The organism is Roseateles sp. P1_C6 (assembly GCF_056406315.1).
Genome location: NZ_JBFUAK010000002.1, coordinates 584,756 through 603,604 on the forward strand (window position 1 = coordinate 584,756; position 18,849 = coordinate 603,604).

The 18,849-nt window shown below is 66.0% G+C and carries 20 protein-coding genes and 1 tRNA gene; 20 read left to right on the forward strand and 1 reads right to left on the reverse strand.

Features of this window, described 5'->3' with window-relative positions:
• From hscA to tsaD, 3 genes are read left to right on the forward strand one after another with little or no spacing between them, the layout of a single operon-like run.
• Positions 1-1,845, forward strand: a complete 1,845-nt coding sequence (hscA, locus tag AC1D29_RS05695; RefSeq protein WP_477895045.1) for a Fe-S protein assembly chaperone HscA — start codon at positions 1-3, stop codon at positions 1,843-1,845.
• A gap of 12 nt (positions 1,846-1,857) precedes the next feature.
• Positions 1,858-2,196 carry an ISC system 2Fe-2S type ferredoxin gene (gene fdx, locus AC1D29_RS05700; RefSeq protein WP_056196904.1) on the forward strand — a complete coding sequence of 113 codons (339 nt, stop codon included), beginning with the start codon at positions 1,858-1,860 and terminating at the stop codon, positions 2,194-2,196.
• A complete protein-coding gene (tsaD, locus tag AC1D29_RS05705) occupies positions 2,193-3,236 on the forward strand; it encodes a tRNA (adenosine(37)-N6)-threonylcarbamoyltransferase complex transferase subunit TsaD (protein ID WP_477895047.1) in 1,044 nt (347 codons plus the stop codon). The genes fdx and tsaD overlap by 4 nt, the downstream gene beginning before the upstream one ends.
• Here tsaD and AC1D29_RS05710 read toward each other — a convergent pair.
• Complete coding sequence (locus tag AC1D29_RS05710) at positions 3,233-3,628, reverse strand: Hsp20/alpha crystallin family protein (RefSeq protein ID WP_477895049.1); 396 nt, start codon at positions 3,626-3,628, stop codon at positions 3,233-3,235. The genes tsaD and AC1D29_RS05710 overlap by 4 nt on opposite strands.
• Positions 3,629-4,021: 393 nt before the next feature.
• Here AC1D29_RS05710 and rpsO point away from each other — a divergent pair, with 393 nt between their 5' ends.
• The 17 genes from rpsO (at position 4,022) to nuoK (ending at position 18,848) form a co-directional block, all read left to right on the forward strand.
• Positions 4,022-4,288, forward strand: a complete 267-nt coding sequence (gene rpsO, locus AC1D29_RS05715; RefSeq protein WP_477895051.1) for a 30S ribosomal protein S15 — start codon at positions 4,022-4,024, stop codon at positions 4,286-4,288.
• A gap of 223 nt (positions 4,289-4,511) precedes the next feature.
• The gene (gene pnp, locus AC1D29_RS05720) at positions 4,512-6,668 is read left to right on the forward strand and encodes a polyribonucleotide nucleotidyltransferase (RefSeq protein WP_477895053.1); all 2,157 of its coding nucleotides are present in this window, start codon (positions 4,512-4,514) and stop codon (positions 6,666-6,668) included.
• A gap of 17 nt (positions 6,669-6,685) precedes the next feature.
• The gene (locus AC1D29_RS05725) at positions 6,686-7,672 is read left to right on the forward strand and encodes an NAD(P)H-quinone oxidoreductase (RefSeq protein WP_477895055.1); all 987 of its coding nucleotides are present in this window, start codon (positions 6,686-6,688) and stop codon (positions 7,670-7,672) included.
• A gap of 10 nt (positions 7,673-7,682) precedes the next feature.
• Positions 7,683-8,426: a triose-phosphate isomerase gene (tpiA, locus tag AC1D29_RS05730; protein WP_477895057.1), complete on the forward strand. Its 744-nt coding sequence runs from the start codon at positions 7,683-7,685 to the stop codon at positions 8,424-8,426.
• Between the two features lie 60 nt (positions 8,427-8,486).
• Entirely contained in the window at positions 8,487-8,873 is a 387-nt protein-coding gene (secG, locus tag AC1D29_RS05735) for a preprotein translocase subunit SecG (protein ID WP_477895059.1), read from the forward strand.
• A 111-nt stretch (positions 8,874-8,984) separates the two neighbouring features.
• Positions 8,985-9,069, forward strand: a tRNA-Leu gene (locus AC1D29_RS05740).
• 228 nt (positions 9,070-9,297) lie between these two features.
• Positions 9,298-9,657 carry an NADH-quinone oxidoreductase subunit A gene (locus AC1D29_RS05745; protein ID WP_056196915.1) on the forward strand — a complete coding sequence of 120 codons (360 nt, stop codon included), beginning with the start codon at positions 9,298-9,300 and terminating at the stop codon, positions 9,655-9,657.
• A gap of 30 nt (positions 9,658-9,687) precedes the next feature.
• A complete protein-coding gene (locus AC1D29_RS05750; protein WP_046113908.1) occupies positions 9,688-10,164 on the forward strand; it encodes a NuoB/complex I 20 kDa subunit family protein in 477 nt (158 codons plus the stop codon).
• 10 nt (positions 10,165-10,174) lie between these two features.
• Positions 10,175-10,771 (forward strand): NADH-quinone oxidoreductase subunit C, encoded by a 597-nt coding sequence (locus AC1D29_RS05755; RefSeq protein WP_477895062.1) that lies wholly within the window; start codon positions 10,175-10,177, stop codon positions 10,769-10,771.
• 5 nt (positions 10,772-10,776) lie between these two features.
• On the forward strand, positions 10,777-12,030 hold the full coding sequence (locus AC1D29_RS05760; RefSeq protein WP_477895064.1) for an NADH-quinone oxidoreductase subunit D: 1,254 nt from the start codon (positions 10,777-10,779) through the stop codon (positions 12,028-12,030).
• Positions 12,027-12,527 (forward strand): NADH-quinone oxidoreductase subunit NuoE family protein, encoded by a 501-nt coding sequence (locus tag AC1D29_RS05765; protein ID WP_477895066.1) that lies wholly within the window; start codon positions 12,027-12,029, stop codon positions 12,525-12,527. The genes AC1D29_RS05760 and AC1D29_RS05765 overlap by 4 nt, the downstream gene beginning before the upstream one ends.
• 8 nt (positions 12,528-12,535) lie before the next feature.
• Positions 12,536-13,876 carry an NADH-quinone oxidoreductase subunit NuoF gene (nuoF, locus tag AC1D29_RS05770; RefSeq protein ID WP_477895068.1) on the forward strand — a complete coding sequence of 447 codons (1,341 nt, stop codon included), beginning with the start codon at positions 12,536-12,538 and terminating at the stop codon, positions 13,874-13,876.
• 20 nt (positions 13,877-13,896) lie between these two features.
• Complete coding sequence (nuoG, locus tag AC1D29_RS05775; RefSeq protein ID WP_477895070.1) at positions 13,897-16,203, forward strand: NADH-quinone oxidoreductase subunit NuoG; 2,307 nt, start codon at positions 13,897-13,899, stop codon at positions 16,201-16,203.
• 14 nt (positions 16,204-16,217) lie between these two features.
• Positions 16,218-17,315, forward strand: coding sequence for an NADH-quinone oxidoreductase subunit NuoH (nuoH, locus tag AC1D29_RS05780; RefSeq protein ID WP_477895072.1), 1,098 nt, complete (start codon positions 16,218-16,220; stop codon positions 17,313-17,315).
• Between the two features lie 10 nt (positions 17,316-17,325).
• Positions 17,326-17,814 (forward strand): NADH-quinone oxidoreductase subunit NuoI, encoded by a 489-nt coding sequence (nuoI, locus tag AC1D29_RS05785; RefSeq protein WP_477895074.1) that lies wholly within the window; start codon positions 17,326-17,328, stop codon positions 17,812-17,814.
• A 54-nt stretch (positions 17,815-17,868) separates the two neighbouring features.
• Entirely contained in the window at positions 17,869-18,513 is a 645-nt protein-coding gene (locus tag AC1D29_RS05790; protein WP_477895076.1) for an NADH-quinone oxidoreductase subunit J, read from the forward strand.
• Positions 18,510-18,848: an NADH-quinone oxidoreductase subunit NuoK gene (gene nuoK / locus AC1D29_RS05795; RefSeq protein ID WP_477895078.1), complete on the forward strand. Its 339-nt coding sequence runs from the start codon at positions 18,510-18,512 to the stop codon at positions 18,846-18,848. Before AC1D29_RS05790 ends, nuoK begins: the two co-directional genes overlap by 4 nt.
• Position 18,849: the final 1 nt, after the last annotated feature.

The following is an 18,849-nucleotide window of genomic DNA, read 5'->3' on the forward strand; positions in this document are numbered from 1 at the left end:
ATGGCCCTCCTGCAGATTTCCGAACCCGGCGCGTCGCCCGACCCGCATCAGCGCCGCATCGCCGTCGGCATCGACCTCGGTACGACGCACTCTCTGGTTGCCGCCGTCCGCCATGGCGTGGCCGAATGCCTGCCCGACGAGCAGGGCCGCGTGATCCTGCCGTCGGCCGTGCGCTACCTGCCAGAAGGCCGGCGCCAGATTGGCGCCGACGCGCTCGCCGCCCAGGCCGAAGACCCCGAGAACGCCATCGTCTCGGTCAAGCGCTTCATGGGCCGCGGCCTGGCCGATGTGGCCAACCGCGAGCACCTGCCCTACCGGTTCGAAGACCGCCCCGGCATGCTGGCCATCGCCACGCGCGACGGCGTCAAGAGCCCCGTCGAGGTGTCCGCCGAGATCCTGGCCACGCTGCGCTTCCGCGCCGAGGACAGCTTCGTCGACGACTTGTTCGGTGCCGTCATCACCGTGCCGGCCTATTTCGACGATGCCCAGCGCCAGGCCACCAAGGACGCTGCGGAACTCGCCGGCCTCAAGGTGCTGCGCCTCATCAATGAGCCCACGGCCGCCGCCATCGCCTACGGCCTGGACAACGCCAGCGAGGGGCTCTACGCCGTCTACGATCTCGGCGGCGGCACTTTCGACATCTCGTTGCTGCGCCTGACGCGTGGCGTCTTCGAGGTCGTCGCGACCGGCGGCGATGCAGCGCTGGGCGGCGACGACTTCGATCGCGTGCTGGCCGACTGGGCGCTGGCGGGCCGCGCTGTGGAATCGGCGCACGACAAGCGTGCCGTGCTCGTTGCCGCACGGGCGGCAAAGGAAGCGCTGTCCGATGCCGACTCGACCGAGCTGGTCGCCGCGCTGGACACCGGCGAGTTGCGCGTGACCGTCACGCGCGGGCAGTTCGAGCAACTGGCGCAACCGCTGATCGCCAAGACGCTGTCGTCCGTGAAGCGTGTGTTGCGCGACGCGAAGGTGAAGGCGGCCGACGTGGCCGGTACCGTGATGGTCGGCGGCTCCACGCGCATGCCCGTCGTGCGCCGTGCGGTCGGCGAGCTATTCGGTCGCGAGGTGCTGACCAACCTGAACCCTGACGAGGTCGTGGCGCTGGGCGCCGCCATCCAGGCCAACCAGCTCGCCGGCAATGCAGCGGATGGCGAAATCCTGCTGCTGGACGTGATCCCGCTGTCGCTGGGGTTGGAGACCATGGGTGGCCTGACCGAGCGCGTCATCGAGCGCAACTCGACCATCCCCGTCGCCAAGGCGCAGGACTTCACGACCTTCAAGGACGGCCAGACCGCGTTGGCCATCCACGTCGTGCAGGGCGAGCGCGAGCTGGTCAGCGAATGCCGCTCGCTGGCGCGCTTCGAGCTGCGCGGCATTCCGCCGATGGTCGCTGGCGCCGCGCGCATCCGCGTCAGCTTCCAGGTCGATGCCGACGGGCTGCTGAACGTGTCGGCCGAGGAGTTGACCTCGGGCGTGCAGGCGGCCATCACCGTCAAGCCCAGCTACGGCCTTGGTGATGATGAGATCGCCAACATGCTGAAGGACGGTTTCGCCAGCGCCGAGGGAGACATGGCCGCACGCAAGCTGCGCGAGGCCACGGTCGAGGCCGAGCGCATGGTCCTCGCGACGCGCAGCGCGCTGGCGGCCGACGGCGACCTGCTGCCTGCGGCCGAGCGCGACGCGCTGGAAGCGCGCGTCGTGGCATTGGCCACGATGGACGGTGATGCCGACGCCATCGACGCCGCCGTCAAGGCACTCGCCGAGGCGACCGAAGGCTTTGCTGCCGAGCGCATGAATCGCTCCATCGCCCGCGCGCTGACCGGCCGCAACGTCTCGGCCCTTTGAGAGAACAAAGACATGCCCGTCATCAAGATCCTCCCGCACGCCGAGTACTGTCCCGACGGCGCCAGCATCACCGCGACGCCCGGCACGTCGATCTGCGAAGCGCTGTTGGCCAACGACATCCACATCGAGCACGCCTGCGACCAGGTCTGCGCCTGCACGACCTGCCACGTCATCGTGCGCGAGGGCGGGCGTTCGCTGAGCGAGATGGAAGAGGACGAAGAGGACATGCTGGACCGCGCCTGGGGTCTGGAGCCCGACTCGCGCCTGTCCTGCCAGGCACTGCTGCGCCAGCAGGACGTGACGGTCGAGATTCCCAAGTACTCCATCAATCACGCCAAGGAAGGCAAGTGAGTTCGGTCCAGCGCATCCTGGGTTTCGAGTCGTCCTGCGACGAGACCGGGGTGGCGCTCGTCGAGGTGGACGGCGATGCGCCGCCGCGCCTGGTCGCGCAGGCGCTGCACAGCCAGATCAGCATGCACCAGGCCTACGGTGGCGTCGTGCCCGAATTGGCCTCGCGCGACCACGTGCGTCGTGTGCTGCCACTGACACGCGAAGTGTTGTCGCAGGCCGGGCTGGCGCTGCATGACATTGACCTGATCGCCTACACGCAGGGTCCCGGCCTCGCCGGCGCGCTGCTGGTGGGTGCAGGTGTGGCCGTGTCGCTGGCCGCGTCGCTCGACGTGCCGGCGCTGCCCATCCATCACCTTGAAGGGCACCTGCTGTCGCCCTTCCTGTCGGCCGACCCGCCGGAGTTCCCCTTCGTCGCGCTGCTGGTCAGCGGTGGCCACACGCAATTGATGCGGGTGGATGACGTGGGCAGCTACGAGATGCTGGGCGAGACCATTGACGACGCGGCCGGAGAGGCTTTCGACAAGAGCGCCAAGCTGCTGGGCCTGCCTTACCCAGGTGGCCCGCACCTGGCGCGCATGGCCGAGTTCGGCAATGCCGAGGCATTCACGCTGCCGCGCCCGCTGCTGCACAGCGGCAAGCCGGATTTCAGCTTTGCCGGCCTGAAGACGGCCGTGTTGACGCAGGTGAAGAAGATTGGCGACTCACCATGCGAGCAGACGAAGGCCGACCTCGCTGCGTCGACACAGGCGGCAATAGTCGATGTGCTTGTGAAGAAGTCGCTGCTGGCCCTGAAGGAAACGGGGCTGAAGCGCCTGGTTGTCGCCGGCGGCGTGGGCGCGAACGCCAGGTTGCGCGAGCAGCTGAACGCGGCCTGCGCCAAGCGGGGCGTGCGCGTGCACTACCCCGAACTGTCCTTGTGCACCGACAACGGCGCGATGATCGCGATGGCCGCCGCGCTGCGGGTGCAGCGCGGCATGGCCCAACCCAGGCAGGACGGCGGCTTTGAAGTCCGTCCGCGCTGGGAACTTGGCTCGGCTTAGTTGACCGTCAGCTGGCCGCCGTTCTCGGCGACGCGCTTGGCCAGGTTCAGCGTCAGCACGCCGTTCTCGAAGCGCGCTTCCGACTGGCTCTGGTCGATCTCCACCGGCAGCGAGAAGCTGCGGGCGTAACGCGCGGCGCGGCGCTCGCTGTACAGCAGGCGAGAGCCGTCGGTGGCGGCTTCGCTTTCCGGCGTCACGGTCTCGACATGCACGCGGCGGCCTTCGACGCGAACCTTGACGGCCTCCTTGGCCACGCCAGGCATGTCGACGGTGACGCGGTAGGCCTTGTCGTCTTCGGAGACGTCCAGCGCCGGGCTGCGGGCGGCGTTGCTGTCCGCGTCGAACTGGCGCAGGGCGCGGGCAACGTGGCGGGGGTGGGTCAGGTAGAACATGGTGAACTCCAGTGGTTGCGCTGCTGAACCAGTCGGGAGCAGCACCCGATGACCGAGAGATAGGGCGATGCTCAGCCGCTTCAAGGCCTGTTTTCGGCCGGGTGCGGAGATGTCACGCATTTGCAGGGCAGGGCGGTTTTTGCTCTTGAAACCGGCGCCGCCGGCAGCATGTCCGCGAGCTTGGCCTTGGGGGCTGTGCATACCCGCAGCGCTTTGGGCTAGAATCCGCAGGTTTTGCGCAAGCAGAACGAACGCTCGGCGCAAGCTGAGCGGCACCAGCACGGCTCGGGGTGGTTTCCCCCGTGTCCGCAAGTCAACCCCGGAAACCGTCTGCGGCAGCGCTCCAGTAGTGCGTCTCGCCCGGCCGGACTTCCGAAACCTTTTGGAAAACAAATGTCCATCGCCGAAAAGAAGGCCGAGATCGTCAAGGCCAACGCACGCAGCGCCAATGACACCGGCTCGCCGGAAGTCCAGGTCGCCCTGCTGACCGCCCGCATCAACGATCTGACCCCCCACTTCAAGACCCACGCCAAGGACCACCACGGCCGCCGCGGTCTGCTGAAGATGGTCAATTCGCGCAAGAGCCTGCTGGCCTACCTGAAGCGCACCGATTCCAGCCGCTACACCGCGCTGATCGCCAAGCTCGGCCTGCGCAAGTAGGCGCCTCGAATCCGCAAGGAGCCTGTCTGGTCCCTCAAGCCCAGTACAGGCTCTTTGTCTTTCTACCCAGGAACCAAGCTGACGTGGTGTCGGATGTGTCATTCCAAGGCGGCTTGCTGAGCCGCCCTGGAATGGCATCTGGACCAAACCCAGCCTCGTTCCCGGTTCTTCCGGGCGCTTTTCATCCACTGATCAGCGCCCACAACAACCAGGAGCAATGAGCATGTCCATGTTCAACAAGGTCACCAAGGCTTTCCAATGGGGTCGCCACAACGTCGTGCTGGAAACGGGTGAAGTCGCCCGCCAGTCCACTGGTGCCGTCCTCGTCAACATCGAAGGCACCGTCGTGCTGGCCACCGTGGTCGCCAAGACCGAAGCCAAGGCCGGCCAGGACTTCTTCCCGCTGACCGTCGACTACCTCGAGAAGACCTACGCCGCCGGCAAGATCCCCGGCAGCTTCTTCAAGCGTGAAGGTCGCCCGAGCGAGCACGAGACGCTGACCAGCCGCCTGATCGACCGCCCGATCCGCCCGCTGTTCCCGGAAGGCTTCTTCAATGAAGTCCAGGTCGTCATCCATGTGGTGAGCCTGAACCCCGAAGTGCAGGCCGACATCGCCGCCATGATCGGCACGTCCGCCGCGCTGGCCATCTCCGGCATCCCCTTCAATGGCCCCATCGGCGCCGCCCGCGTGGGCTACGTCAACGGCGAGTACCTGCTGAACCCCAGCAAGTCCGAGCTGGTCAACAGCCAGATGGACCTGGTCGTCGCCGGCACGCAAAGCGCCGTGCTGATGGTCGAGTCCGAGGCCTCCGGCCTGTCGGAAGAAGTCATGCTGGCCGCGGTCGTCTACGGCCACGAGCAAGGCAACGTCGCCATCGCCGCGATCAACGAGCTGGTGCGTGACGCCGGCAAGCCGGCCTGGAACTGGACCGCCCCGGCCAAGGACGAGGCCTTCATTGCCAAGGTCAACGCGCTGGCCGAAGGCCCGCTGCGCGAGGCCTACCAGATCCGCTCCAAGCAAGCCCGCACGCAAGCCTGCCGCAGCGTGACGTCCAACGTCTTCGCCGCGCTGAAGAGCGAAGGCGTCGAGTTCGACAAGGTTGAGGTCGAAGGCCTGCTGTTCGAGATCGAAGCCCGCATCGTGCGCAGCCAGATCCTGGCCGGCGAGCCGCGCATTGACGGCCGCGACACGCGCACCGTGCGCCCCATCGAAATCCGCAACGGCATCCTGCCGCGCACCCACGGCTCGGCGCTGTTCACACGCGGCGAGACGCAGGCCCTGGTCGTCGCGACGCTGGGCACGGACCGTGACGCGCAGCGCATCGACGCGCTGGACGGCGAGTTCGAAGACCGCTTCATGATGCACTACAACATGCCCCCCTTCGCCACCGGCGAGACGGGGCGTGTCGGTAGCCCCAAGCGCCGCGAAATCGGCCATGGCCGCCTGGCCAAGCGCGCGCTGATCGCCGCGCTGCCGAGCAAGGAAGACTTCCCCTACTCGCTGCGCGTCGTCTCCGAAATCACCGAGTCCAACGGCTCGTCGTCGATGGCTTCGGTCTGCGGCGGCTGCCTGGCGCTGATGGACGCCGGCGTGCCGATGAAGGCCCACGTGGCCGGCATCGCCATGGGCCTGATCAAGGACGCCAACCGCTTCGCCGTGCTGACCGACATCCTGGGTGACGAAGATCATCTGGGCGACATGGACTTCAAGGTGGCCGGCACGACGACCGGCATCACCGCCCTGCAGATGGACATCAAGATCCAGGGCATCACCAAGGAAATCATGCAGGTCGCGCTGGCGCAAGCCAAGGAAGCCCGCCTGCACATCCTGGGCAAGATGACCGAAGCCATGGGCAGCGCCAACACCGAGGTGTCGCAGTTCGCACCGCGCCTGTACACGATGAAGATCAACCCGGAGAAGATCCGTGACGTCATCGGCAAGGGCGGATCCACGATCCGCGCGCTGACCGAAGAGACCGGCACGACCATCGACATCGGCGAAGACGGCACCATCACCATCGCCTCGACGGACGCCGACAAGGCCGAGCTGGCCAAGAAGCGCATCCAGGAAATCACGGCCGAAGTCGAAGTCGGCAAGGTCTACGAAGGCCCGATCACCAAGATCCTGGACTTCGGGGCCCTCGTGAACCTGCTGCCCGGCAAGGACGGCCTGCTGCACATCAGCCAGATCGCCCACCAGCGCGTCGAGAAGGTGACCGACTTCCTGAGCGAAGGCCAGATCGTCAAGGTCAAGGTGCTGGAGACGGACGAAAAGGGCCGCATCAAGCTGTCGATGAAGGCGCTGATCGATCGCGAACAGCAGCCGGCACCGGCACCTGTCGCTGCACCGACGGCCGCGCCCGACGCGCCGGCCGAGTAAGGCCAGGCGAAGCCGCGATGAAGGCGATTGCGATCACTCGCCCCGGCGGGCCCGAGGTGCTGGAGCTGGTCACGCGACCGGATCCGGTCGCCGGGCCCGGCCAGTGCGTGATTCGCGTCGCCGCATCCGGCATCAACCGGCCGGACGTGCTGCAGCGCAAGGGCGCCTACCCGCCGCCACCTGGGGCCAGCGATCTGCCTGGCCTCGAAGTGGCTGGCGAGATCGTCTCGGGCGATGCGGCGGCGCTGCTTGAGGCCGGCTTTGCGGTCGGCGACAAGGTCTGCGCGCTGGTCAACGGTGGCGGTTACGCCGAGCTGTGCACGGCCCCGGTGGGCCAATGCCTGCCGGTGCCTGCGGGCTGGTCGATGGCGCAAGCGGCGACGCTGCCCGAGACCTGCTTCACCGTCTGGGCCAATGTGTTCGACCGCGCGGGCCTGCAGTCGGGCGAAAGCCTGCTGATCCATGGCGGCAGCAGCGGCATTGGCGTGACGGCCATCCAGATCGCCAAGGCGCTCGGCGCCCGCGTGCTGGTGACGGTGGGCAGCGCCGACAAGGCCGAGGCCTGCAAGACGCTGGGTGCAGACATTGCGATCAACTACCGCGAACAGGATTTCGTCGTCGAAGCCAAGGCCGCCACCGGTGGCCGCGGTGTCGACGTGATCCTGGACATGGTGGCCGGTGACTACATCGGCCGCGGCGTGCAAGCGCTGGCCGAGGATGGTCGGCTGGCGCTGATCGCGGTGCAGGGCGGGGTGAAGTCGGAGATCGATGCCGGCCTCGTGCTGCGCAAGCGCCTGACGATCACCGGTTCGACGCTGCGCCCGCGCTCGGCGGCCTTCAAGGCCGGCCTGGCGCGTTCGCTGCGCGACAAGGTCTGGCCGCTGATCGAGGCCGGCCGCATCAAGCCGGTCATTGACCGCGAGTTGCCCGCCGCTCAAGCGGCCGAGGCGCACGCGCGTATGGAATCCAACCAGCACATCGGCAAGATCGTGCTGACCTGGTGATGGAGCTGAGATGAGAAGAAAACTCGTCGTGGGCAACTGGAAGATGCACGGCAGCCGCGCTGCCAATGCGCAGTTGCTCGCTGGCCTGAAAGAAGCCGGACCCTGGAACGCCGACGTCGCCGTCTGCGTGCCTTCGCTGTACATCGCCGAGACGGCGCTCGCGCTGACCGGCACGGCCATCGCCTACGGCGCGCAGGACTGCTCCGCGCACGAGCAGGGTGCCTTTACCGGCGAGGTGTCGAGCGCGATGCTGGCCGATGTCGGCTGCCGCTACGCCATCGTCGGCCACTCGGAGCGCCGCGCCTATCACGCAGAGAGCGACCAGCTCGTTGCCGACAAGGCCAAGGCGGCGCTGGCCCACGGCGTGACGCCCATCGTCTGCGTCGGCGAAACCCGCGCCGAGCGCGAGGCCGGCCAGACCGAAGCCGTCGTCAAGCGCCAGCTCGCCGCCGTCATCCACACGTTGGGTCACTGCTGCGGCGAGATGGTCGTGGCCTACGAGCCCGTTTGGGCCATCGGCACCGGCTTGACCGCCTCGCCGGCGGAGGCGCAGGCCGTGCACGCCGTGCTGCGTGCGCAGCTGCATGCCGCGACGGACCGCTCCGGCGTCATGCGCATCCTCTACGGCGGCAGCGTCAAGGCCGACAACGCGGCCGAGCTGTTTGCTCAGCCGGACATCGACGGCGGCCTGATCGGTGGCGCGTCGTTGAAGGTGGCGGATTTCGCCACCATCTGCCTGGCCGCGGCCCACTGAGTTTTTCCGGCGCCCGCCATGTGAGGCCGGGCGTCATCAAGTTTTGATGGAGTGTTTGGAATGCAGTTCTTTGCGAATCTGGTGTTGATCGTCCAATTGCTGTCGGCACTGGCGATCATCGGTCTCGTGCTCGTGCAGCACGGCAAGGGTGCCGACATGGGCGCATCCTTCGGCAGCGGTGCGTCGGGCAGCCTGTTCGGCGCCACCGGCAGCGCCAACTTCCTGTCGCGCACGACGGCGTTTGCCGCCACCCTGTTCTTCGGCTGCACGCTGGGCCTGGCCTTCCTGTCCAATGGCCGCCCCACCGCCTCGGGCGCCGACAGCGTGCTGGACCGCGCGCCGGTCGTCGCGCCGGCTCCAGCCGCATCGGGTGCCGCCGCCATTCCTGGCGCCAGCGTTGCACCCACGGCTCCGGCGTCTGTTGCGGCCTCCGCCGCGGCGAACTGAAGCCCGAGTAAAACCCTCGCTTCCTCACCGGAGGCCTGTCTTTTCCGGTATAGAATGCGAGGCTGTCTGGCGGGCAAACCCTCACTAGCTGCCAGGCATATTTGAATACCTGCCGTCGTGGTGAAATTGGTAGACACGCTATCTTGAGGGGGTAGTGGCGAAAGCTGTGCGAGTTCGAGTCTCGCCGACGGCACCAGAACATCGGCTAGGATTCCCGTTGGTCCTGATGCGGGAATCAGCAGCCAGAGCGGCCTGTCGCCAAGGTCGCCCAGCCTGAAGCTGGGTCGATGGAGGCAAGGTTCAAGGCGGGCGCGATCCGCGAGCGACATCAATCGATTCGCTGGTGGCGCGCCTGTTTGCTTTTGTGGTCGGCTTGTCCAGCGGTCACGTTTGACGAAGTCTTAGCCGGCCCGGGAATGCCACGATGAATCTCGATCAATATCTGCCCGTCATCCTCTTCATCTTGGTCGGCGCAGTAGTCGGGATTGCACCTCAGGTGCTCGGCGCGCTGCTCGGCCCCAATCGGCCCGACGCGGCCAAGAACTCCCCCTACGAATGCGGCTTTGAGGCCTTTGAAGACGCGCGCATGAAATTCGATGTGCGCTACTACCTCGTCGCGATTCTGTTCATTCTTTTCGACCTGGAAATTGCCTTCCTGTTTCCCTGGGCCGTGGCGCTCAAGGAAATCGGTGCGACGGGCTTCTGGGCCATGATGATCTTCCTCGGCATTCTGGTCGTCGGCTTCGCCTACGAATGGAAAAAAGGCGCCCTGGATTGGGAATGAACGCCAAGCCAAACACGCTGGGAATTCGATATGGGTATTGAAGGCGTCCTGAAAGAGGGCTTTGTCACCACATCGGTCGACAAGCTCATCAACTGGTCCAAGACCGGCTCGCTGTGGCCGATGACGTTCGGCCTGGCCTGTTGCGCCGTCGAGATGATGCATGCGGGTGCCGCGCGCTACGACATCGACCGCTTCGGCATGCTGTTCCGCCCGAGCCCGCGCCAGTCGGATCTGATGATCGTGGCCGGCACGCTGTGCAACAAGATGGCACCGGCGCTGCGCAAGGTCTACGACCAGATGGCCGAACCGCGCTGGGTGCTGTCCATGGGCTCCTGCGCCAACGGTGGCGGTTACTACCACTACAGCTATTCTGTCGTGCGCGGCTGCGACCGCATCGTGCCGGTGGACGTCTACGTGCCCGGCTGCCCGCCGACGGCCGAGGCGCTGCTCTACGGCATCCTGCAACTGCAGGCCAAGATCCGCCGCGAAAACACCATTGCCCGCTGAGCGTCAAGGTATGAGCCTGAATCTCGAAACCCTGGCCCAGCAGATTGGCGCCATCTTCGGCGAGCGCGTCGTCTCGCTTCAGTCCGCCCTGGGCGAACTGACGCTGACCGTGCGCGCGGCCGACTACCTCGGCGTGGCGACGACGCTGCGCGACCACCCCGAGCTCAAGCTTGAGCAGTTGATCGACCTGTGCGGCGTTGACTACAGCGACTTCGGCAACGGCGGCTACGAAGGCCAGCGCTACGCCATCGTCAGCCACCTGCTGTCGGTCAGCAAGAACTGGCGCCTGCGCCTGAAGGTGTTCGCCACCGACGACGACTTCCCCGCCGTGGCTTCGGTCACCGGCGTGTGGAGCTCGGCCAACTGGTTCGAGCGCGAAGCTTTTGACATGTACGGCGTCATCTTCGACGGCCACGATGACCTGCGCCGCATCCTGACGGACTACGGCTTCATCGGCCACCCGATGCGCAAGGACTTCCCGGTGTCGGGCCATGTCGAGATGCGCTACGACGCCGAACAGAAACGCGTCATCTATCAGCCGGTCAGCATCGAGCCGCGCGAGATCACGCCGCGAATCATTCGCGAAGACAAGTACGGCGGGCTCTGAACACCATGGCCGAAATCAAGAACTACACCCTCAACTTCGGTCCGCAACACCCGGCCGCCCACGGCGTGCTGCGCCTGGTGCTGGAACTGGACGGCGAAGTCATCCAGCGCGCCGACCCGCACATCGGCCTGCTGCACCGCGCGACCGAGAAGCTGGCCGAGAGCAAGACCTACATCCAGTCGCTGCCCTACATGGACCGCCTCGACTACGTGTCGATGATGGCCAACGAGCATGCCTACTGCCTGGCCATCGAGAAGATGCTGGGCATCGAGGTGCCGATCCGCGCGCAGTACATCCGCGTGATGTTTGCCGAAATCACTCGACTGCTGAACCACCTGCTCTGGCTGGGCTGTCACGGCCTGGACTGCGGTGCGATGAACATCCTCATCTACTGCTTCCGCGAGCGTGAGGACTTGTTCGACCTGTATGAAGCCGTTTCGGGCGCGCGCATGCACGCGGCCTACTTCCGTCCGGGCGGCGTCTACCGCGACCTGCCGGACGTGATGCCGCAGTACAAGGTCAGCAAGATCCGCAATGCCAAGGCGATCGCCCAGTTGAACGAGAACCGCCAGGGTTCGATGCTGGACTTCATCGACGACTTCTGCGCGCGCTTCCCGAAGAACGTCGACGACTACGAAACGCTGCTGACCGACAACCGCATCTGGAAACAGCGCACGGTCGGCATCGGCGTGGTGTCGCCCGAGCGGGCGTTGAACCTCGGCTTCACCGGCGCCATGCTGCGCGGCTCGGGCATCGCCTGGGACCTGCGCAAGACACAGCCCTATGACGTGTACGACAAGATGGATTTCGACATCCCGGTCGGCACCAATGGCGACACCTACGACCGCTACGTCGTGCGCGTGGAAGAGATGCGCCAGTCCAACCGCATCATCCAGCAGTGTTCGGCCTGGCTGCGTGCCAACCCCGGCCCGGTCATCACCGACAACCACAAGGTGGCGCCGCCTTCGCGCGTGGACATGAAGTCCAACATGGAAGAGCTGATCCACCACTTCAAGCTCTTCACCGAAGGCTTCCACGTGCCCGAGGGCGAGGCCTATGCGGCCGTTGAACACCCCAAGGGCGAGTTCGGCATCTACATGGTCAGCGATGGCGCCAACAAGCCGTATCGCCTGAAGATCCGCGCGCCGGGCTTTGCCCACCTGGCCGCGCTGGACGAGATGGGTCGCGGCCACATGATCGCGGACGCCGTCGCCATCATCGGCACCATGGACATCGTGTTCGGCGAGATTGATCGATGAGCTACCAACTCTCAGACGCCACCCGTGCGCGCTTCGACCGCGAGGTTGCCAAGTACCCCTACGAGCTGCGCCAGTCTGCCGTCATGGCCTGCCTGGCCATCGTGCAGCAGGAAGAAGGCTTTGTGCCTCGCGCTGCCGAGGATGCGATCGCCGCTCATCTCGGCATGGCGCCCATCGCCGTGTACGAGGTGACGACGTTCTACAACATGTTCAACCAGCGCCCGGTCGGCAAGTTCAAGCTGGGCGTCTGCGCGAACCTGCCTTGCCAGTTGCGTGACGGTCAGAACGCACTGGACCATCTGTGCAGCAAGCTCGGTATCGAGCAGGGCGGCACAACGGCCGACGGCCTGTTCACCGTGCAGAAGACCGAGTGCCTGGGCGCCTGCGCCGACTCGCCGGTGATGCTGGTCAACGACCGTCAGATGTGCAGCTTCATGACGAACGACCGCCTCGACGAGCTGGTCGACGTGCTGCGCGCTGAAGCCGCGAAGGCCTGAGGAAGACGATGCTGGACCTCACCAAATTCCAAAGCACCGGCGCCGAGACCTGCTTCCACGGCCGTCACATCGTGCCGCAGATCTACGCGGACCTGGACGGCAAGAACTGGTCGATCAAGGACTATGAAGCGCGTGGTGGCTATGCGGCGCTGAAGAAGATCCTTGCTGCTGACGGCGGCGAAGGCATGACCGCTGACCAGGTCATCGCCGAAGTGAAGACCTCGGCGCTGCGCGGTCGCGGCGGCGCGGGCTTCCCGACCGGCCTGAAGTGGAGCTTCATGCCCCGCCAGTTCCCGGGCCAGAAGTACCTCGTCTGCAACTCGGACGAAGGCGAGCCGGGCACCTGCAAGGACCGCGACCTGCTGATGTTCAACCCGCATCAGGTCATCGAGGGCATGGCCATCGCCGCCTACGCGATGGGCATCACGGTCGGCTACAACTACATCCACGGCGAGATCTTCGAGGTCTACGAGCGCTTCGAGGCGGCCCTGGAAGAAGCCCGTGCCGCCGGCTATCTCGGCGACAAGATCATGGGCTCGGGCTTCAGCTTCCAACTGCACGGCCACCATGGCTTCGGCGCCTACATCTGCGGCGAGGAAACCGCGCTGCTGGAATCGTTGGAAGGCAAGAAGGGCCAGCCGCGCTTCAAGCCGCCGTTCCCGGCCAGCTTTGGCCTGTACGGCAAGCCCACGACGATCAACAACACCGAGACCTTCGCGGCGGTGCCCTGGATCATCCGCAACGGCGGCCAGGCCTACCTCGAGATCGGCAAGCCCAACAACGGCGGCACCAAGCTGTTCTCGGTGTCTGGCGACGTGGAGCGCCCGGGCAACTACGAGATCCCGCTGGGCACGCCGTTCAGCAAGCTGCTGGAACTGGCCGGTGGTGTCCGCAAGGGTCGCACGCTGAAGGCCGTCATCCCCGGCGGCTCGTCCGCCCCGGTGCTGCCTGGCGAAGTGATGATGCAGTGCACGATGGACTATGACTCCATCGCCAAGGCCGGCTCCATGCTGGGCTCGGGCGCCGTCATCGTCATGGACGACACGCGCTGCGCGGTGCAGAGCCTGCTGCGCCTGTCCTACTTCTACGCCCACGAGTCCTGCGGCCAGTGCACGCCTTGCCGCGAAGGCACGGGCTGGATGCACCGGGTGCTGGAACGCATCTATCACGGCGAGGGCAGGGCAGAGGACATCGACCTGCTGAACTCGGTGGCCGACAACATCCAGGGCCGCACGATCTGCGCGCTGGGCGACGCGGCCGCGATGCCCGTGCGCGCCATGATCAAGCACTTCAAGCACGAGTTCGTGCACCTGATTGAACACAAGAAGCCCCTGGTGGCTCCGACCTGAGCGCCTAGAGAAACACCACCATGGTTGAAATCGAACTCGACGGTCAGAAGGTCTCGGTCCAGGAAGGCAGCATGGTCATGCATGCCGCCGAGAAGGCCGGCACCTACATCCCGCACTTCTGCTATCACAAGAAGCTGAGCATCGCGGCCAACTGCCGCATGTGCCTGGTGGACGTGGAGAAGGCGCCCAAGCCCATGCCCGCCTGCGCGACGCCGGTCACGCAAGGCATGATCGTCCGCACCAAGAGCGACAAGGCGCTCAAGGCCCAGCAGGGTGTCATGGAATTCCTGCTGATCAACCACCCGCTGGATTGCCCCATCTGCGACCAGGGTGGCGAGTGCCAGCTGCAGGACCTGGCTGTCGGCTACGGCGCGGGCAAGAGCCGCTACTCCGAGGAGAAGCGCGTCGTCTTCCACAAGAACGTCGGCCCGCTGATCTCGATGGAGGAGATGAGCCGCTGCATCCATTGCACCCGCTGCGTGCGCTTCGGCCAGGAGATCGCCGGCCAGATGGAACTGGGCATGGCTCACCGCGGCGAGCACAGCGAGATCCAGACCTTCGTCGGCCGCACGGTGGACTCCGAGCTGTCGGGCAACATGATCGATATCTGCCCGGTCGGTGCGTTGACCAGCAAGCCCTTCCGCTACAGCGCCCGCACCTGGGAGCTGTCGCGCCGCAAGAGCGTCAGCCCGCACGACTCGACCGGTGCCAACCTGGTCGTCCAGGTCAAGAACCATCAAGTGCTGCGCGTCGTTCCGCTGGAGAACGAAGACGTCAACGAATGCTGGATCGCCGACCGCGACCGCTTCAGCTACGAAGCGCTGAACAGCGACGCCCGCCTGACCGCGCCCATGATCAAGCAGGGCGGCGCGTGGAAGCAGGTCGACTGGACGACGGCGCTGGAGTACGTCGCCAATGGCCTGAAGTCCATCAAGGCTGACCACGGCGCGGCTGCCATCGGCGCACTGGGCTCGGCCCACAGCACGGTGGAAGAACTGCATCTGCTCGCACAGGTCGTGCGCGGCCTGGGCAGCGACAACATCGATCACCGCCTGCGCCACAGCGACTTCGGCAATGCCGCGTCGGCAGGCCAGGCGCGCTGGCTGGGCACGAGCATCGCCAGCCTGTCCGAACTGGACCGTGCGCTGGTCGTCGGCTCCAACCTGCGCAAGGACCACCCGCTGTTCGCCGCCCGCCTGCGCCACGCTGCGCGCCGTGGTGCTGCCGTCCATCGCGTCGGCGTGAACAACGATGACTGGCTGCTGCCGCTCGCCGCGTCGCATTCCGTGGCGCCTTCGGGCTGGGTGCAAGCCCTGGCCGACGTGGCCGCCGCCATTGGCGCCGGCGCACCGCTCGCTGGCAACGCCACCGACGAGGCCAAGGCCATTGCCGTCAGCCTGACGTCGGGTCAACGCAAGGCCATCCTGCTGGGCAACGCTGCCGCCGAACATCCGCAAGCCACGAGCCTGCTGGCACTGGCGCAGTGGATTGGCGCGCAGACTGGCGCGAGCGTCGGCTACCTGACGGCAGCCGCGAACACGGTCGGCGCACAGCTCGTCAAGGCACAACCGCAGATCGACGGTCTGAACGCCGCGCAGATGTTGACCGGCACGCCGCTGAAGGCCGCGCTGCTGCTGAACACCGACCCGGTGCTGGACTCGGCCAATGCCGCGGCTGCTGCCAAGTCGCTGGACGCCGCCGAGATGGTCGTCGTGCTGAGCCCGTTCAAGAGCGGCCTTGAGTACGCCGACGTGCTGCTGCCGATTGCCCCGTTCACCGAGACCTCCGGCAGCTTCGTCAACGCCGAAGGGCGCCTGCAGAGCTTCGTGGGTGTCGTGCGCCCACTGGCCGAGACGCGTCCGGCCTGGAAGGTGCTGCGCGTGCTCGGCAACCTGCTGGGCCTGCCGGGCTTCGACCAGGACAGCTCCGAGCAGGTGCGTGAGCAGGCGCTGGGGGGCGACATCACCGCCCGCCTGAGCAACGCGACGGTCGCCACGCCGACGGCCGCGGCACGAGGCGAGGGCGTCGAGCGCTTCGCCAACCTGCCGATCTATGCAACCGATGCGCTGGTGCGCAACTCCACGTCGCTGCAGCTCACCGCCGACGGCCGCGAAGCCGCCACGGTCGGTCTGCCCACGGCGCTGTGGCAACAGCTGGGTCTGCAAGACGGCGACCAGGTGCGCGTCGTGCAGGACGGTGGCGCCGCCCAGCTGCCTGCCCGGCTCGAAACCGGTCTGCCCGACGGCGTGGCCCGCGTGCCCGCCGGCCTCGCACAAACCGCCGCGCTGGGTGCTGCCTTCGGCACGCTCAACATCAGCAAGGTCTGAGGGAGCTGACAAGAATGATCGACTCTCTCTACCAAAACGGCGCTGCCCTGCTGGGGGGCTTGTGGCCCCTGGTCTGGAGCCTGCTGAAGATCGTCGCGGTCATCCTGCCGCTGCTGGGCTGCGTGGCCTACCTGACGCTGTGGGAGCGCAAGGCCATCGGCTGGTCGCAGATCCGCCCGGGTCCGAACCGCGTGGGTCCCTACGGTCTGCTGACGCCCATCGCCGACGCGGTCAAGCTGATCTTCAAGGAGATCATCAAGCCGGCCGCCGCCAGCAAGGGCCTGTTCTTCCTCGGCCCGGTCATGACCATCATGCCGGCGCTGGCCGCCTGGGCCGTCGTGCCCTTCGGCCCGGATGCCGCCGTGGCCAACGTCAACGCCGGCCTGTTGTTCCTGATGGCGATCACGTCGCTCGAGGTCTACGGCGTCATCATCGCCGGCTGGGCGTCCAACTCGAAGTACGCCTTCCTCGGCGCGCTGCGCGCCTCGGCGCAGATGGTCTCCTACGAGATCTCGATGGGCTTCGCGCTGGTCGTCGTGCTGATGGTGACCGGCAGCCTGAACATGACGGAAGTCGTGCAGGTGCAGGAGCGCGGCTGGTTCGCGTCGCATGGCGTGCCGCTGCTGTCATGGAACTGGCTGCCGCTGTTCCCGATCTTCATCGTCTACTTCATCTCGGGCCTGGCCGAGACCAACCGCCACCCGTTCGACGTCGTCGAAGGCGAATCGGAAATCGTCGCCGGTCACATGATCGAGTACTCGGGCATGTCGTTCGCGATGTTCTTCCTGGCCGAGTACGCCAACATGATCCTGGTGTCGGCGCTGGCCGTCGTCATGTTCCTGGGTGGCTGGAGCGCACCGATCTCCTGGAGCCTGTTCGGCATGGACACGCCGGGCTTCATCCAGCACACGATGGCGTTCTGGAACTGGGCCTGGCTGTTCGGCAAGACCTTCTTCGTCGTCACGATGTTCCTGTGGGTGCGTGCCACGTTCCCGCGCTTCCGCTACGACCAGATCATGCGTCTGGGCTGGAAGATCTTCATTCCCATCACGCTGATCTGGCTGGTCGTTGTCGGTGCCTGGATGCAGACGCCGTTCAACATCTGGAAGTGAGGCGGCGCCCATGACTGCAATCACGAATTTCGCGAAGACCTTCTTCCTCTGGGAACTGCTTAAGGGGATGAAGCTCACCGGCAGGCACTTCCTGTCGCGCAACATCACCGTCCAGTTCCCCGAGGAGAAGACGCCGCTGTCGCCGCGCTTCCGGGGCCTGCATGCGCTGCGCCGTTACGAGAACGGTGAAGAGCGCTGCATCGCCTGCAAGCTCTGCGAGGCCGTCTGCCCCGCGATGGCCATCACCATCGAAAGCGATGTGCGTGCCGACGGCAGCCGCCGCACGACGCGCTACGACATCGACCTCACCAAGTGCATCTTCTGCGGCTTCTGCGAGGAGAGCTGCCCGGTGGACTCCATCGTCGAGACGAGCATCTTCGAATACCACGGCGAGAAGCGCGGCGACCTGTACTTCACCAAGGACATGCTGCTGGCGGTCGGTGACAAGTACGAGGCCGAAATCGCAGCCCAAAAGGAGGCCGACGCCAAGTACCGCTGATTGCTGTGGCGCCGCGAGGCGCCCGGCGGTCCAGCTCAGCTGGCCTGGATACCCATGGACATCACGACCATCCTTTTCTACGTCTTCTCCGGCATCCTGCTGGTGAGTTCGTTCCGCGTCATCACGGCGCGCAGCACCGTGCATGCCGCGCTGTTCTTGATCCTGTCGTTCTTCACGGCGTCCTGCATCTGGATGCTGCTGAAGGCCGAGTTCCTGGCGATCGCGCTGGTGCTCGTCTACATCGGCGCCGTCATGGTGCTGTTCCTGTTCGTCGTCATGATGCTGGACCTGAACACGGACAGCATGCGTGAGGGCTTCTGGAAGAACCTGCCCGTCGCCGCCGTCATCGGCGCGCTGATCGCCTTCGAGATGGGCATCGTGCTGATGGGCGGCTTCCAGCTGGCCGACGCGCCGGTGGCCACCGCCGAGCAGGTGAGGATGGGCAACACCAAGTTGCTGGGCATCGAGATCTACACCAGCTACCTGTACCCGTTGCAGATCGCGGCCGTGCTGCTGCTGGTCGCCATCGTCGCGGCCATCGCGCTGACGCTGCGCCGCCGCAAGGACTCGCGCGCCATGAACCCGTCCGAGCAGGTCAAGGTCACCAAGGCCCAGCGCCTGAAGATCGTCAAGATGGCGCCCACCGTCGCCACGCCGCCGGCTCCCCCTGCCGCACCCACCGAAGGAGGCCAGGCATGACCGGCTTTGCTGGACTGAGCGGCCTGAGTGGCTTGACCCTGGGCCACTTCCTGACGCTGGGCGCGATGCTGTTCGCGCTGTCGGTGATCGGCATCTTCCTGAACCGCAAGAACCTGATCGTGCTGCTGATGGCCATCGAACTGATGCTGCTGGCGGTCAACCTGAACTTCGTCGCCTTCTCGCACTACCTGGGCGACATGGGCGGCCAGGTCTTCGTGTTCTTCATCCTGACCGTCGCGGCGGCCGAGTCGGCCATCGGCCTGGCCATCCTGGTCGTGCTGTTCCGCAACCGAGCCAGCATCAACGTCGAGGAACTCGACGCCCTCAAGGGCTGAG